Source organism: Bradyrhizobium sp. Kon10 (assembly GCF_055807395.1).
Window position 1 is genome coordinate 69,869 of record NZ_JBVVOZ010000012.1, and the last position, 13,717, is coordinate 83,585.

General features: G+C 63.5%; 15 protein-coding genes. 11 read left to right on the top strand and 4 right to left on the bottom strand.

Annotation, left to right across the window (positions count from 1 at the left end):
• Window positions 1–71: 71 nt before the first annotated feature.
• Window positions 72–740, bottom strand: a complete 669-nt coding sequence (locus AC0L2O_RS18365) for a TetR/AcrR family transcriptional regulator (RefSeq protein ID WP_369722719.1) — start codon at window positions 738–740, stop codon at window positions 72–74.
• 247 nt (window positions 741–987) lie between these two features.
• Between AC0L2O_RS18365 and AC0L2O_RS18370 the strand changes: the two genes are divergently transcribed.
• Genes AC0L2O_RS18370 through AC0L2O_RS18380 form a run of 3 tightly spaced genes read left to right on the top strand, consistent with a single transcriptional unit; the run spans window position 988 to window position 3,609 of the window.
• Window positions 988–1,530, top strand: coding sequence for an OsmC family protein (locus AC0L2O_RS18370; protein WP_409188104.1), 543 nt, complete (start codon window positions 988–990; stop codon window positions 1,528–1,530).
• A 37-nt stretch (window positions 1,531–1,567) separates the two neighbouring features.
• Window positions 1,568–2,680: an acyl-CoA dehydrogenase family protein gene (locus AC0L2O_RS18375; RefSeq protein ID WP_409188105.1), complete on the top strand. Its 1,113-nt coding sequence runs from the start codon at window positions 1,568–1,570 to the stop codon at window positions 2,678–2,680.
• A 50-nt stretch (window positions 2,681–2,730) separates the two neighbouring features.
• Window positions 2,731–3,609: a sulfurtransferase gene (locus AC0L2O_RS18380; RefSeq protein WP_473370679.1), complete on the top strand. Its 879-nt coding sequence runs from the start codon at window positions 2,731–2,733 to the stop codon at window positions 3,607–3,609.
• 240 nt (window positions 3,610–3,849) lie between these two features.
• Here the strand turns inward: AC0L2O_RS18380 and AC0L2O_RS18385 are convergent, their stop codons facing one another.
• On the bottom strand, window positions 3,850–5,784 hold the full coding sequence (locus tag AC0L2O_RS18385) for a sigma 54-interacting transcriptional regulator (protein WP_473370680.1): 1,935 nt from the start codon (window positions 5,782–5,784) through the stop codon (window positions 3,850–3,852).
• Between the two features lie 159 nt (window positions 5,785–5,943).
• Here AC0L2O_RS18385 and AC0L2O_RS18390 point away from each other — a divergent pair, with 159 nt between their 5' ends.
• From AC0L2O_RS18390 to cynS, 4 genes are all read left to right on the top strand, one after another.
• Window positions 5,944–7,326, top strand: coding sequence for a CmpA/NrtA family ABC transporter substrate-binding protein (locus AC0L2O_RS18390; RefSeq protein WP_473370681.1), 1,383 nt, complete (start codon window positions 5,944–5,946; stop codon window positions 7,324–7,326).
• A gap of 160 nt (window positions 7,327–7,486) precedes the next feature.
• Window positions 7,487–8,326, top strand: a complete 840-nt coding sequence (gene ntrB / locus AC0L2O_RS18395) for a nitrate ABC transporter permease (protein ID WP_473370682.1) — start codon at window positions 7,487–7,489, stop codon at window positions 8,324–8,326.
• A 4-nt stretch (window positions 8,327–8,330) separates the two neighbouring features.
• Entirely contained in the window at window positions 8,331–9,272 is a 942-nt protein-coding gene (locus tag AC0L2O_RS18400; protein WP_473370683.1) for an ABC transporter ATP-binding protein, read from the top strand.
• Window positions 9,269–9,751, top strand: a complete 483-nt coding sequence (gene cynS / locus AC0L2O_RS18405; protein ID WP_409188109.1) for a cyanase — start codon at window positions 9,269–9,271, stop codon at window positions 9,749–9,751. Before AC0L2O_RS18400 ends, cynS begins: the two co-directional genes overlap by 4 nt.
• A 115-nt stretch (window positions 9,752–9,866) precedes the next feature.
• Here cynS and AC0L2O_RS18410 read toward each other — a convergent pair whose 3' ends face one another.
• Window positions 9,867–10,184, bottom strand: a complete 318-nt coding sequence (locus AC0L2O_RS18410; RefSeq protein ID WP_473370684.1) for a DUF1476 domain-containing protein — start codon at window positions 10,182–10,184, stop codon at window positions 9,867–9,869.
• A 318-nt stretch (window positions 10,185–10,502) separates the two neighbouring features.
• Between AC0L2O_RS18410 and purC the strand changes: the two genes are divergently transcribed.
• From purC to AC0L2O_RS18425, 3 genes are read left to right on the top strand one after another with little or no spacing between them, the layout of a single operon-like run.
• Window positions 10,503–11,270, top strand: a complete 768-nt coding sequence (gene purC, locus AC0L2O_RS18415) for a phosphoribosylaminoimidazolesuccinocarboxamide synthase (RefSeq protein ID WP_008974302.1) — start codon at window positions 10,503–10,505, stop codon at window positions 11,268–11,270.
• A 13-nt stretch (window positions 11,271–11,283) separates the two neighbouring features.
• Complete coding sequence (gene purS / locus AC0L2O_RS18420; RefSeq protein WP_247439507.1) at window positions 11,284–11,526, top strand: phosphoribosylformylglycinamidine synthase subunit PurS; 243 nt, start codon at window positions 11,284–11,286, stop codon at window positions 11,524–11,526.
• Window positions 11,527–11,536: 10 nt separating this feature from the next.
• Window positions 11,537–11,791 (top strand): hypothetical protein, encoded by a 255-nt coding sequence (locus tag AC0L2O_RS18425; RefSeq protein WP_369722728.1) that lies wholly within the window; start codon window positions 11,537–11,539, stop codon window positions 11,789–11,791.
• Between the two features lie 12 nt (window positions 11,792–11,803).
• Here the strand turns inward: AC0L2O_RS18425 and corA are convergent, their stop codons facing one another.
• A complete protein-coding gene (corA, locus tag AC0L2O_RS18430; protein WP_473370685.1) occupies window positions 11,804–12,820 on the bottom strand; it encodes a magnesium/cobalt transporter CorA in 1,017 nt (338 codons plus the stop codon).
• 168 nt (window positions 12,821–12,988) lie between these two features.
• Between corA and purQ the strand changes: the two genes are divergently transcribed.
• Window positions 12,989–13,690: a phosphoribosylformylglycinamidine synthase subunit PurQ gene (gene purQ, locus AC0L2O_RS18435; RefSeq protein WP_473370686.1), complete on the top strand. Its 702-nt coding sequence runs from the start codon at window positions 12,989–12,991 to the stop codon at window positions 13,688–13,690.
• Window positions 13,691–13,717 lie beyond the last annotated feature (27 nt).

Here is a 13,717-nt window from a genome sequence, read left to right on the forward strand (position 1 = left end):
ATTCTTCGATCGTTCTGCCGAGGTAGAAATGGTGGGCACGGCGCTTTGCGCCTTTGCCCACCCTGTGGGACCTACACCGTTTCGAGCTGATCCGCTGCGCGCTTCTTCTTCGCCTTCGGCTGGGTGAGCAGGGGGCCGGCTGCAAGCGCGGCCGTATCGGCCACGCCCGGATCGCGCGAGATCATCGCCGCGACGATCGCGCCGTCGATCAAGAGCCCGAGCTGGTGCGCGAGCACTGCAGGCTCGCTCGAGCCGAGCTCAGCGGCGAGCTTCTCGATGTGGCCGAGCACGATCTTCTTGTGCTTCAGCGCGATGTTGCGGAACTGCTTCTGGTCCTTGTCGTGCTCGCCGACCGCATTGATGAACGGACAACCGTAGAAGCGATCTTCCGCGAACCAGCTCTTCAGCGCGGGGAAGATGCGCGCCAGCTTGGCCTGCGCGTCGCCCCCGCCTTCTTCCATGGCGCCGATGAACCATTCGCGCCACTGCTTGCCTTCGCTCTCCAGCACCGCGTTGACGAGATTGGTCTTGGAGCCGAACAATTTGTAGAGCGTGGTCTTCGCGGTGCCGGCTTCCTCGATGATCGCATCGATGCCGGTGGCGTTGATTCCGTTCTTGCAGAACAGATACGTCGCGGCGCTGAGCAGGCGCCCGCGTGCGGTCTCGTCGTCGCCGGCACCGGCGTGCGGCGAATTGGATTTCTTCTTGGACGACGTCTTGTTCAGCAAGGATCTGGCCATAGGCCGCAACTTAATCGCAGCCGCGCCGCATCAGCAAGCCGCATCTGTTCCGCGCTGAAAAGATTCGCACGGCAAAGCGCTTCTGCATCGCCTTTAAGCAGGAGGCGGCTGACCAATCCCGCAGGCAGCGCGGCTAACCGGCTCCAATGCTTCGCGTTTCGGTCCTGGCCTCCTCTGGCACGCTCCGTGCAAGGAAACAGACCGTTCGGTACACTGCCGATTTCCTCGGCTGCCAGGGAGAAAACTGATGACTGCCGTCGTTCAAAAAACAGTGCTGACGGGTTGCCTCGCGCCCATCGACAAGAATGGCCTCGAGCAACTGATCGCCAACGGCAAGGCCAATCCGAAGGTCGTCAAGACCTTGAAATGCAAGACGGTCGCGGAAGGAAAATTCCGCCACGCCAATTACATCCGCAACCTGCCGCCCTACATCGTCGACGAGCCGCCGGGCCTTCTGGGCGACGACACCGCACCCAATCCGTCGGAAGCCTCGCTCGCCGCGCTCGGCTCCTGCCTCGCTGTCGGCCTGCACGCCAACGCCGTGCATCGCGGCTGGATCGTCAACAAGCTCGAGCTCGAGCTCGAAGGCGACCTCAACATCACCGCGGTCTGGGGCACCGGCGATATCTCCGACAAGCCGGTCGGCTTCACCGATGTCCGCGTCAAGGTCGACATGGAATGCGAGGATATCTCGCAGGACGAGATCAATGCGCTGGTCGCCCATGTGAAGCAATGGTCGCCGGTCGCCAACACCTTCATCCGCCCGGTCAATCTCGAGGTCGGCATCTGAGCCGACGGCAATAGGACATAAGGTGCGGGAGACGGTCATGGGTTCACTGGCTTTATCGCGGGTCGAGGCTGCAGATCAGCCCGCACCATCCATTGCGGGCGAGGTGGCGCGGATCGCGCGGGAGCGGCTCGCGCCGCTCGCCACCGGCATCGATGACGGCTCGGTCTATCCGGCCGACGTGCTGCGCGAGTTCGGCGCGGTCGGCGCCTGGGGCAGTCACATGCCTCACGACGGTCCTGCGGATTTGCGCTGCGCGATCCAGGCGATGGCCGCGATCGGCGAAGTCTGCGGCGCCACAGCCTTCATGGCCTGGTGCCAGAATACGCTGGTCTGGTACGTCGCCAACTCGACCAACATGAAGCTCGCCAAACGCTTCGGCGATGCCTTCTCGACCGGCCGGGTGCTCGGCGGCACCGGGTTGTCAAATCCGATGAAGAGCTTTTTCGGAATTGAGAAGCTGAAGCTCAGGGGACGCAAGGTCGATGGCGGCTACATCGTGCGCGGTGCGCTGCCCTGGGTCTCCAATCTCGGCCCCGGCCATTATTTCGGGACCATCTTCGAACGCGAGGACGAGTCGGGCCAGGTAATGTTTTTGGCCGACTGCTCCGATCCCGCGATCACGCTGACGCCATGCAAGCCATTCCTCGCCATGGACGGCACGGGCACCTATGGCGTGCAGTTCCGCGACGTCTTCGTGCCGGATGAACTGATTCTCGCCGATCCCGCCGCGCCCTTCGTCAAGGAGATCCGCGCCGGCTTCATCCTGCTTCAGGCCGGCATGGCGCTCGGCCTGATCCGGGACTGCATCAACATCATGGACGAGGTCGATGGCTCTCTCGGCCATATCAACCGCTATCTGCCGCAGCAGCCGGTGCATTTCCGCGATCTCGCAGCCGAGCTCGAAAGCGAGACCATGGCGCTGGCGCGCGATCCCTACAACGAAGAGGAAACCTACTGGCGCAAGGTGATCGCGCTCAGGCTTCGCGCCGGCGAAGCCAGCGTCGCGGCGGCGCATGCGGCGATGCTGCATTGTGGCGCGCGCGGTTACTTGAAGAGCCACCGCGTGCAGCGGCGTCTGCGCGAGGCCTATTTCGTCGCGATCGTCACGCCCGCCACCAAGCAGCTGCGCAAGATGCTCGCCGACGCCTGACGTTTACGAGTCCACCCCCACGTCCACCGAACCTCAACGGAGAGGCTGCCATGACTGACGTTCTGATGAGTGCCGTCGAACTTGCCGATCTCTTGAAAGCCGAGCCGTGTGTCATCGTCGACACGCGCAATCCCGACGCCTACGCCGCCGGGCATCTTCCCAACGCCGTCAACGTGCATGAGATCTTCACCTTTCTGGCGACCTCGACGCCGGAAGGCATGGCCGAGCTGAAGACCAAGTTCGCCGACGCTTTCGGCGGCGCCGGTCTTTCCGGCAAGGAAACAGCCGTGATCTACGAGCAGTCGATGAATTCCGGCTTCGGCCAGTCCTGCCGCGGCTACTATCTCCTCACCATGCTCGGCTATCCCAAGGTGAAGGTGCTGCATGGCGGTTTCGACGCCTGGTCGGGCGCGGGTTTCCCGGTGACGAAGGATGTCCCGGCGCCGGCCAAGGCGTCGTTCTCGATCGTGCCGGAAGCCGGCGAGATCCTGATCGATGCCAAGACCATGCTTGGCGCCGTCGGCAAGCCCGGCATCGCGATCCTCGACGTCCGCGACGTCGACGAATGGATCGGCGACAGCTCGTCGCCCTATGGCAAGGATTTCTGCCCGCGCAAGGGCCGCATCCCTGGCGCCGTGTGGCTGGAATGGTATCGCATGATGAAGCCGACCGCCGAAGGTCCGCGGTTCAAATCCAAGGACGAGATTCTGGCGGAATGCGCCACCGTCGGCATCTCGACGACCACGCCGGTCTATCTCTACTGCTTCAAGGGAGCGCGCGCCTCCAACACCTTCCTGGCGCTCAAGAACGCCGGCGTGAAAGATGTCCGGATGTATTTCGGCTCCTGGAACGAATGGTCGCGCGATCCCTCGCTGCCGATCGAGCAGGGCCTGCCGATCGCAACGGAGGTGACGACCAAGGCGGCGTGAGCGCGCGCCCGGTCCCGCACGTGTCCCCTTCTCCCCTTGTGGGAGAAGGTGGCGCGGAGCGCCGGATGAGGGGTTGTTTCCGCGGGCCCAAAATGCAGATGACCACGCGCGGAAAGAACCCCTCACCCAAGTGAGTCTGGGTCTACCGGCGTTGCTGCCCTCTCCCACAAGGGGCGAGGGCACATCAACTTGCACCTCGCTCAGTGCGAGAGCATTTCATCTTTCCAATCTCATCATGCTCTAACCGTTGAAGCCCGCACGCGCACGCGGCGCAATTCCCAGCGCCTTGATCCGCGAGGCCAGGGTGGTCGGCTTGATATCCAGCATTTCTGCTGCGCCAGCGGGGCCGAACACTTTCCCTGCGCAGGCATCGAGTGCGGCCAGGATGTTGGCGCGCTCGTTGTCGCGCATCTCGGACGCGGTCATCACCGCCGGGCGTGCGTCGACCTTCTGGCGCGCGGTGCCGGGTGCGATCTGGATGCCCGATGCATCCGGCAAATCGATGCGCAGCCGGCCGTTCTGCGACAGGATCGCGGCGCGCTCGATCACGTTCTGCAATTCGCGGACGTTGCCGGGCCAGTCATATCGGGCGAGCCGCCTTGCATCGCCCTCGGACAGTCGCAGGTTGGATTTCAGCGCCTTGCTCTCGCGGGTCAGGAAGTGCTGGGCCAGCAGCGGAATGTCCTCGCGCCGTTCGCGCAAGGGCACCGTCTCGATCGGAAACACGTTGAGGCGGAAATAGAGGTCCTCGCGAAACCGTCCGCGCTGCACCTCCTGCTTGAGATTGCGGTTGGTCGCGGCGATCACGCGAACATCCACGGTGCGTGTGCGCTCCTGGCCGACGCGCTCGAAGTTGCCCTCCTGCAGCACCCGCAGCAGCTTGCCTTGCAGCTCGATCGGGATCTCGCCGACCTCGTCGAGGAACAGCGTGCCGCCATCGGCGAGCTCGAAACGGCCGATGCGATCGCGCATCGCGCCCGTGAAGGCGCCGCGGACGTGGCCGAAAAATTCGCTTTCGAACAATTCGCGCGGGATCGCCGCGCAGTTGACCCGGATCAGCGGGCGGTCGCTGCGGGTGGAATCTTCGTGGATGGCGCGCGCGATCAGCTCCTTGCCGGTGCCGGATTCGCCGGTGATCATCACCGCCGCCGTGGTCGGCGCCACAAGCTTGACCTGACGCAGCGTCTTCTGCACCGCCGCGCTCTGGCCGATGATGCCGCGGGGATTGGTCTCGATCCGGATCTCTTCCTGGAGATAGGCGTTCTCGAGCTCGAGCCGCTCGCGCAGGCGATCGACTTCGGCGAGCGCCGCGTGCAGCTTCTCGTCGGCCTCGCGCCGCTGGCTGACGTCGCGAAACACCACGACCGCGCCGACCACCACGCCGCGGTCGCGGATCGGCGTGGAGGTGTATTCGACCCAGGCCGGCGAGCCGTCCTTGCGCCAAAATACCTCGCCGTCGACCTGATGCACGGCGCCGTCGCGGAAGGCTGCGTAGATCGGGCAATCATGGTCGGGATAGTGGCTGCCATCGTGGTGGGTGTGGTGCACGATCGGGTGGATTTCCTTGCCGACCAGCTCTTCGGCGGTCCAGCCCAGCATCCGCTCGGCCGCCGGGTTGACGAAGGTGGTCTTGCCCTCGGCGTTGACGCCATAGATGCCTTCGCCGGCGGCGCGCAGGATCAGCTGGTTCTCGCGCTCGATGTCTTGAAACACCCGTTCGACACGTTGCCATGTGGCAATCCCGCCGCGCATGTGGTCCTCGGCGGCGGCATCGACGTTGCGCCGGCGCCGCGCTTCGAGATCGGTGAGGATGAGCAGCAGCAGCATGCGGCCGTCATGCGGCACGAGGCAGCCGGCATATTCGAGCCGGAGACTCTGGCCGGTCGCGTGACGCGGCGTCAGCGCCGTGGTCCAGTAGGCGCCCTTGTGCAGCACCGCCTGGGTGAACACGGTCAGTGCCGGGAGCTCGCCGGTATGAAGGGTGCTGGCCCTGGTCTGCCGCAACAGCGCGCGGTCGTAGCCGAGCAGGGTGCAGGCGGCTGGATTGGCGTCGATGATCTGGTCGCCATAGGGGTCAACCAGCAGCATTGCCTCGACGGCGGATTCGAATGCCGCAACGCGCAGATCGCTGGCCTGGACGGCTTCGTCGGGGGCGGACATTGGCGCCGTTGCCATTGCGAGATCTCGTAGTTCGATTACGATTTTTCGTATAGCACGAGTTCTCGTAGTGACCAAGCGTGAGTGAAATCGCTGCGTCATCAAGGCTCTGGCTCGACCAAAGGCCGTGGCATGCTCCTTGCGTAATTGCTCCTGCAACGACGCGCAGGAGGTTCGATGTCCACATTCGACAATCCGTTTGATCCCGATCGCAACCTTCGCGCCGGCTGTGTGTGCGGCGAGCATCGTTCCGCAGCGGAGCATGAGCAGGCGGCTACGGCGTTCCGCTGCGATCCGGCGGAGAGCGAGGAGCAGCGCTACGAAGGCGTCGTGGCCTCCGCCGTCATGCGCGCGATGTTTCCGCAGGACGTCGCGCGACGTGCGTTCCTGAAATCAGTCGGTGCGTCCACCGCGCTTGCTGCGTTGTCGCAGTTCTTCCCGATCAAGACGGCGACCGAGGTGTTTGCTGATACCGGTACGCTCGAGAAAAAGGACCTCAAGGTCGGCTTCATCCCGATCACCTGCGCGACACCGATCATCATGGCGGCGCCGTTGGGGTTCTATGCCAAGCACGGTCTCAACGTCGACGTGGTCAAGACCGCCGGCTGGGCGGTGATCCGCGACAAGACCATCAACAAGGAATACGACGCGGCCCACATGCTGGCGCCGATGCCGCTTGCGATCTCGCTTGGCCTCGGCGCCCACGCCATTCCCTTTGCGGTGCCCGCGATCGAGAACATCAACGGGCAGGGCATCGTGCTGGCGACCAAGCACAAGGACAAGCGCGATCCGAAAGACTGGAAGGGGATGAAGTTTGCGATTCCCTTCGACTACTCCATGCACAATTACCTGCTGCGGTATTATCTTGCCGAGCACGGAATCGATCCCGATACCGACGTGCAGTTGCGCTCGGTGCCGCCGCCGGAGATGGTCGCGAATTTGCGCGCCGACAACATCGACGGCTTCCTCGCACCCGACAATATCTGCCAGCGCGCGATCTATGACGGCGTCGGCTTCATGCACCTGCTGTCGAAGGAGATCTGGGACGGTCATCCCTGCTGTAGTTTTGCGGCCAGCCGGGAATTCATCACGACGGCGCCGAACAGTTTTGCCGCGCTGACGCGCGCCATCGTCGATGCGACGGCGTATGCGTCAAAGGCCGAGAACCGCAAGCAGATCGCGGAGGCGATCGCGCCGGCCAACTACATCAACGCGCCGGTGACGGTGCTGGAGCAGGTCTTGACCGGCACCTATGCCGACGGCCTCGGCGGTGTGAAGACCGACGCCAAGCGCGTCGATTTCGACCCGTTTCCCTGGCAGTCGTTCGCGGTGTGGATGCTGACGCAGATGAAGCGCTGGGGCCAGATCAAGGGCGATGTCGATTACAAGGCGGTGGCCGAGCAGGTGTATCTGGCGACCGACACAAGGAAGCTGATGACCGAGATGGGCCTGACGCCGCCCACCACCGCCTACAAATCGTTCGCGGTGATGGGGAAGAATTTCGATCCGGCCAAGCCGGAGGATTATTTGGCGGGCTTCAAGATCAGGAAGGCGTCGTGAGGGGCCGCGCTGCTTCTCCGCTGTCGTCCCGGCGAAGGCCGGGACCCATACGCCGCGCACTTTCGATAAGGCACGCGGGCAGACATCGTGTGCAACTAGCCAGAGCGGTGGTTATGGGTCCCGGCCTTCGCCGGGACGACGTGTGGAGAGGTCTTGCGCAATGACGGCCTCCCTCCGCCTCCGCGCCGGCCTTGTCTCCATCGTGCTGCTCGCCGCATTCCTCGGCATCTGGCACCTTGCCACGCGCTCGACCAGCACTGTGGCCACGATGAGCCCGGAATACGCCAAGCTGATGGGCCTGACCGCGACGCAGGGCAAATCCGCGATGCCCGGCCCGCTCGACGTCGGCGCAAAGCTCTGGGAGCATCTGAGGCGGCCGTTCTACGACAACGGGCCGAACGACAAGGGGCTCGGCATCCAGCTCGGCTATTCCATCGCGCGCGTCGGCATCGGCTATCTCCTGGCCGTGCTGGTCGCGATCCCGCTCGGCTTCCTGATCGGCATGTCGCCGCTTTTGAGCAAGGCGCTCGATCCCTTCATCCAGGTGCTGAAGCCGATCTCGCCGCTGGCCTGGATGCCGCTCGCGCTCTACACCATCAAGGATTCCTCGATCTCGGCGATCTTCGTCATCTTCATCTGCTCGATCTGGCCGATGCTGCTCAACACCGTGTTTGGCGTCGCCAGCGTTCGCAAGGAATGGATCAACGTCGCGCGCACGCTTGAGGTCGGCACGCTCAGGCGCGCCTTTACCGTGATCCTGCCGGCAGCGGCGCCGACGATCTTGACCGGCATGCGCATCTCGATCGGCATCGCCTGGCTGGTGATCGTCGCCGCCGAGATGCTCGTCGGCGGCACCGGGATTGGCTACTTCGTCTGGAACGAGTGGAACAACCTCTCGATCACCAACGTGATCATCGCGATCCTGCTGATCGGGATCGTCGGCATGCTGCTCGACCAGATCCTCGCGCGCTTCACGCGCATGGTCACGTTTCCGGAGTAGGATGGTGACCAATAAATTCATCTCCATCGAAGGCATCGCCAAGCGCTATCCCGGCGCGGGCGGCGGCGCGACGGCCGTGTTCGAGAATCTGTGGCTGTCGATGCCGCGCGGCGAGTTCGCTTGCGTGATCGGCCATTCCGGTTGCGGCAAGACCACCGTGCTCAACATCCTCGCCGGCCTCGACGCGCCGAGCGAGGGCGCCGTGATCGTCGACGGGCAGGCGATTTCGGGCACCAGCCTCGATCGTGCGGTGATCTTCCAGAGCCATGCGCTGTTGCCGTGGCGCACCGTGCTCGGCAACGTCGCCTATGCCGTGACCTCGAAATGGCGCAGCTGGGACCGTGCCAGGGTGAAGGCGCATGCGCAGAGCTTCATCGATCTCGTCGGGCTGACAGGTTCGGAGCACAAGCGTCCGTCGGAGCTGTCCGGCGGCATGAAGCAACGCGTCGGCATTGCGCGCGCGCTCTCGATCACGCCCAAGATCATGCTGATGGACGAACCGTTCTCCGCGCTCGACGCGCTGACGCGCGGCACGCTGCAGGACGAGGTGCGGCGGATCTGTCTGGAGACCGGGCAGACCGCGTTCATGATCACGCATGACGTGGACGAGGCGATTTACCTCGCCGACAAGATCTTTCTCATGACCAACGGTCCGGGCGCAGTGCTCGCGGAAGTGGTCGAAAATCCGCTGCCGAAGGATCGCGGCCGGACCGACCTGCACCGGCACCCGCTGTACTACGCGTTGCGCAACCACATCGTGGATTTCCTAGTGACGCGCAGCAAGACATTCACCGCCGAGACGCCCGATCACGATCCGCGCAATGTGCCCGTGGTGCAGATCGGCAAGCCCGGATTGACGCTCGCCGCCAGCGATGAGCCACGACAGACACGGATACCCGGGACTGGTCCCGGACTGACTGCTCAAGAAAGGGAGAGCCTGACATGAAACGCGAAGACCTCACCGAAAAGCTGCTCGACATCAAGCGCGAGAAGGGCTGGAGTTGGAAACACATCTGCGAGCAGATCGGCGGCTATTCGGAGGTGCTGATTGTTGGCGCCATCCTCGGCCAGATGAAATTGACCAAGCCGCAGGCCGCCAATGCCGCCGAGCTGTTCGGCCTGTCGAAGGCCGAGACGTCCATGCTGAACGAAACCCCGATGCGCGGCATGCCGATGCCGCCGACCGATCCCCTGATCTATCGCTTCTACGAACTGGTCATGGTTAACGGCCCGGCGTGGAAGGCGCTGATCGAGGAGGAGTATGGCGACGGCATCATGTCGGCGATCGACTTCGACATGGTGATGGAGCGCTTGCCGAACCCAAAGGGCGACCGCGTCAAGATCACCATGAGCGGCAAATTCCTGCCCTACAAATATTACGGCGCCAGCGGCAACGTGCCGGAGTACGGCTTCAAGGAGGAGTGATCGATCCCTCCGTCATTCCGGACGCCGCGATAGCGGCGATCCGGAATCTCGAGATTCCGGGTTCGGTCCTACGGACCGCCCCGGAATGACAGTGCGTGCGGATGCCACTTTCACCTTACTTCCCCGCCTTCACCTCGGCGGCCGCCACAGCCGCGAGCTCGTTCATTTTGGCGCGAATCGCCTGCTCGGTGACGGCCACGCTTTTGGCGGCGAAATCGGCCGTGATCTTGCCCGGTACGCCACCGGCCTCCTCGAACTCGGCGGCGACCACCTCCCTGGCGTAGGCTGCCGCGGCGTCGCCGGTGATTCCGAGCTTTTCCGCCGCCCACAGGCCCAGCAGCCGGTTGCGGCGGGCTTCCGCCCTGAATTTCTGCTCCTCGTCGAGGGCGAACTTCTTCTCAAAGCCTTCTTCGCGCTCGTCGAACGTGGTCATGGCTTTTCCATTCGTGCTGACCGGAGCCGGCGGCCCTCGTTGCGACGGCCCCGACACATGCCTAGATAGGGGGCACGAATCGGCAAAACAACGAGCCGTTAAGCCGCAGGCAAGGCGGTATAATTCAGCGTCGGATGGGCCGGATCGATTGTGCTGGGACAGCCAATCGGATAGGTTGCCTAAGGCTTGGTTCCTGTTCTGTTTCCAAGGGTTGCAGATGGGTTCCCAGCTGTTCACGGCAGCTCCGCTGTGGGTCGTAGTTCTCGTCAACCGGAGCACACCAGATACATGGATTTCAACAAAACACGGTACATCCCCATGAGCCGTCGGCGTCGCATTTATGAAGGCAAGGCAAAGGTTCTTTACGAAGGTCCGGAGCCGGGTACCCTGATCCAGCACTTCAAGGATGACGCCACCGCGTTCAATGCGAAAAAGCATCAGGTGATCGAGGGCAAGGGTGTCCTCAACAACCGGATCTCGGAGTACCTGTTTCAGCACCTCAACGACATCGGGGTGCCGACCCACTTCATCCGCCGCCTCAACATGCGCGAGCAGCTGATTCGCGAGGTCGAGATCGTGCCGCTCGAGGTCGTGGTGCGGAATGTCGCGGCCGGCTCGCTGTCGCAGCGCCTCGGCATCGAGGAAGGCACGCAGCTGCCGCGTTCGATCATCGAATTCTACTACAAGAACGACCAGCTCAACGACCCCATGGTGTCGGAAGAGCACATCACCGCGTTCGGCTGGGCGACGCCTCAGGAGATCGACGACATCATGGCGCTCGCCATCCGCGTCAACGACTTCCTCACCGGCCTCTTCCTCGGCATCGGCATCCGCCTCGTCGACTTCAAGATGGAATGTGGACGGCTGTTCGAGAACGAGATGATGCGGATCATCGTCGCCGACGAGATCTCGCCGGATAGCTGCCGTCTGTGGGACATCAAGTCGAACGAGAAGCTCGACAAGGACCGTTTCCGCAGGGATCTGGGCGGGCTGCTGGAGGCCTATACCGAAGTTGCCAAGCGGCTCGGTATCCTCATGGAGAACGAGCGTCCGGCGGGCTCCGGCCCGGTGCTGGTCAAGAGCTAAAGGGGATTTCGACGTGAAGGCACGTGTCACCGTTACGTTGAAAACGGGTATTCTTGATCCGCAAGGCAAGGCCATCGAAGGCGCGCTGAAGTCGCTCGGCGTCGACGGCGTTGCCAGCGTCCGGCAGGGCAAGGTGTTCGACATCGAGCTCGCCGGCGCGGACAAGGCCAAGGCCGAAGCCGCGCTGAAGGATGCCGCCGACAAGCTGCTGGCGAATACCGTGATCGAGAATTATGCGATCGAGGTGAAGGCTTAAGGGACGGCCAATGCCCGAGGTGACGGCAGAGCTGATGTTCGAGGTGTTGAAATCGATCCAGGCGCGGCTTGCGCAGGTCGATGGCAAGATCGACGAGATGAAGCAGGAAATGCTGGCGTTGCGAACATCGCAAAATGCGGCTCGCCAGGAGATCACCAGCGTCTTTCAGGAAATTGCGGGGGTTCATGCCACGCTGGTCAGGCATGAGGGCCGGCTTGACCGGATCGACCGCCGGCTTGAACTCAACGATGCGTCTGTCCAGTAAATTCGGCCGCCTTCACAGCCACCCGACGCGGCGGAAGCGCCAGTACAGTCCTATGCAGGTCAGCGCCATCAATCCCATCACGATGAAGTAGCCGTATTCGAGCTGCAGCTCCGGGATGTACTTGAAGTTCATCCCGTAGATGCCGGCGACGGCGGTCGGGACTGCGAGGATCGCGAGCCACGAAGCGAGCTTTTTCGAGACCGCGGTCTCCTGGGCCTGGCCGACGAGGAGGCTTGCCTCGAATGCGAAGGCCAGCACCTCGCGCATGGAATCGATGCGCTCCTGGATGTTGCGGACGTGATCGGTGACGTCGCGGAACAGGGTCTGCATGGCCGGGCGCACCATTGACAGCTCGTCATGCTCCAGGCGGCGGCAGACCTCGACCAGCGGACCGATGGCGTTGCGCAGGCGCAAGAGGTCGCGGCGCAGCATGTAGAGACGTTCGATCTGCGCCTTGGTGATCGCGTTCGAGAGCACGTAGTCCTCGATCTCCTCGATTTCCTCGTGAATGCTCTCGAGCACGGGGGAGTAGTTGTCGACGATGAAATCGAGGATCGCATAGAGGATGTAGTCCTCGCCGCGCGCGAGCGCGCGCGGGCAGCTCTCGCAGCGCTCGCGCACCGCCGTGTAGGAGGTCGAGGCGCCGTGCCGGACCGTCACGAGATAGCCGTCGCCGATGAAGATGTGGGTCTCGCCGAACGCGATCCGCCCCTCGATCAGTTGCGCCGTGCGCGCCACGATGAACAGGGCCTCGCCATATTGCTCGATCTTGGGCCGCTGATGGGCGTGGTTGGCGTCCTCGATGGCGAGTTCGTGCAGATCGAACTGCTTCTGCACCGCGCCGAGCAGCGCCATGTCGGGCTCATGCAGCCCGATCCAGACCACATGGCCGGGTTTCGCCCGCCAGCTTGAGGCCTCGCTGATGGCGATATTGGCGACGCGCCGGCCGTCGACATAGGCGCCGGCGGCGACGACACCCTCGGCGGATACGGGTTCGGACTGGGGCGTGGGCAGCGTCGGGACGTTCATGGCTTCAATCCCGGGCAAATCGTTCGGCAAAAATGCCGCGGCTATGGCCTGTGCACAAAGCCGTCCGGCAAGGCTAGCACTGGTAAAATCTCCGTCAAATGGTTATGTCTGCTGGCGATTTGGCCCGCTGGCCAACCCGATTCCAGTCACCCCTTCGGAACCTCGATCATGAAAGCCGCCATCCTCGTGTTTCCCGGAATCAATCGCGAGCGCGACATGGCGCGCGCGCTGAGGCTGATCTCGGGCAACGAGCCGGCGATGGTGTGGCACGCCGAGACGTCGTTGCCTGATGGCACCGACCTCGTGGTCGTGCCCGGTGGCTTCTCCTACGGTGACTACCTTCGCTGTGGCGCGATTGCGGCGCGCGCGCCGGTGATGGATGCGGTGCGCGACTATGCGGCCGAGGGCGGCCTCGTGCTCGGCGTCTGCAACGGTTTTCAGATCCTGTGCGAATCCGGCCTGCTGCCGGGCGTGCTGATGCGCAACGCGCAGCTGAAATTCGTCTGCCGCGACGTGCATCTGCGCGTCGAACGCTCCGACACGCCGTTCACCCGCGGCTACAATGCGGGGCAGGTGATCCGTGTGCCGGTCGCGCACGGCGAGGGCAATTACGAGGCGGATGAAGAGACCATCAAGCGGCTCGAAGGCGAGGGGCGGGTGCTCTATCGCTACTGCTCGGCCGACGGCGTCGTCGACGAGAGCCACAACATCAACGGCGCGGCGCATTCCATCGCCGGTCTCGTCAACGACAAGGGCAACGTGCTCGGTATGATGCCGCATCCCGAAAATCACGTCGAAGACATCATGGGCTGCACCGACGGCCGCGGCCTGTTCGCCGGCCTGGTCCAGCACCTGAACAAGGCGGCGTGATTTCATTCGTGCTGAAGCGCGTCCTTG

Excerpts from the sequence above, each read along its gene's own strand:
- AC0L2O_RS18365 (WP_369722719.1), bottom strand. The coding sequence starts at position 740 with ATGGCCAGATCCTTGCTGAACAAGACGTCGTCCAAGAAGAAATCCAAT.
- AC0L2O_RS18370 (WP_409188104.1), top strand. The coding sequence starts at position 988 with ATGACTGCCGTCGTTCAAAAAACAGTGCTGACGGGTTGCCTCGCGCCC.
- AC0L2O_RS18375 (WP_409188105.1), top strand. The coding sequence starts at position 1,568 with ATGGGTTCACTGGCTTTATCGCGGGTCGAGGCTGCAGATCAGCCCGCA.
- AC0L2O_RS18380 (WP_473370679.1), top strand. The coding sequence starts at position 2,731 with ATGACTGACGTTCTGATGAGTGCCGTCGAACTTGCCGATCTCTTGAAA.
- AC0L2O_RS18385 (WP_473370680.1), bottom strand. The coding sequence starts at position 5,784 with ATGGCAACGGCGCCAATGTCCGCCCCCGACGAAGCCGTCCAGGCCAGC.
- AC0L2O_RS18390 (WP_473370681.1), top strand. The coding sequence starts at position 5,944 with ATGTCCACATTCGACAATCCGTTTGATCCCGATCGCAACCTTCGCGCC.
- ntrB (WP_473370682.1), top strand. The coding sequence starts at position 7,487 with ATGACGGCCTCCCTCCGCCTCCGCGCCGGCCTTGTCTCCATCGTGCTG.
- cynS (WP_409188109.1), top strand. The coding sequence starts at position 9,269 with ATGAAACGCGAAGACCTCACCGAAAAGCTGCTCGACATCAAGCGCGAG.
- AC0L2O_RS18410 (WP_473370684.1), bottom strand. The coding sequence starts at position 10,184 with ATGACCACGTTCGACGAGCGCGAAGAAGGCTTTGAGAAGAAGTTCGCC.
- purC (WP_008974302.1), top strand. The coding sequence starts at position 10,503 with ATGAGCCGTCGGCGTCGCATTTATGAAGGCAAGGCAAAGGTTCTTTAC.
- AC0L2O_RS18425 (WP_369722728.1), top strand. The coding sequence starts at position 11,537 with ATGCCCGAGGTGACGGCAGAGCTGATGTTCGAGGTGTTGAAATCGATC.
- corA (WP_473370685.1), bottom strand. The coding sequence starts at position 12,820 with ATGAACGTCCCGACGCTGCCCACGCCCCAGTCCGAACCCGTATCCGCC.
- purQ (WP_473370686.1), top strand. The coding sequence starts at position 12,989 with ATGAAAGCCGCCATCCTCGTGTTTCCCGGAATCAATCGCGAGCGCGAC.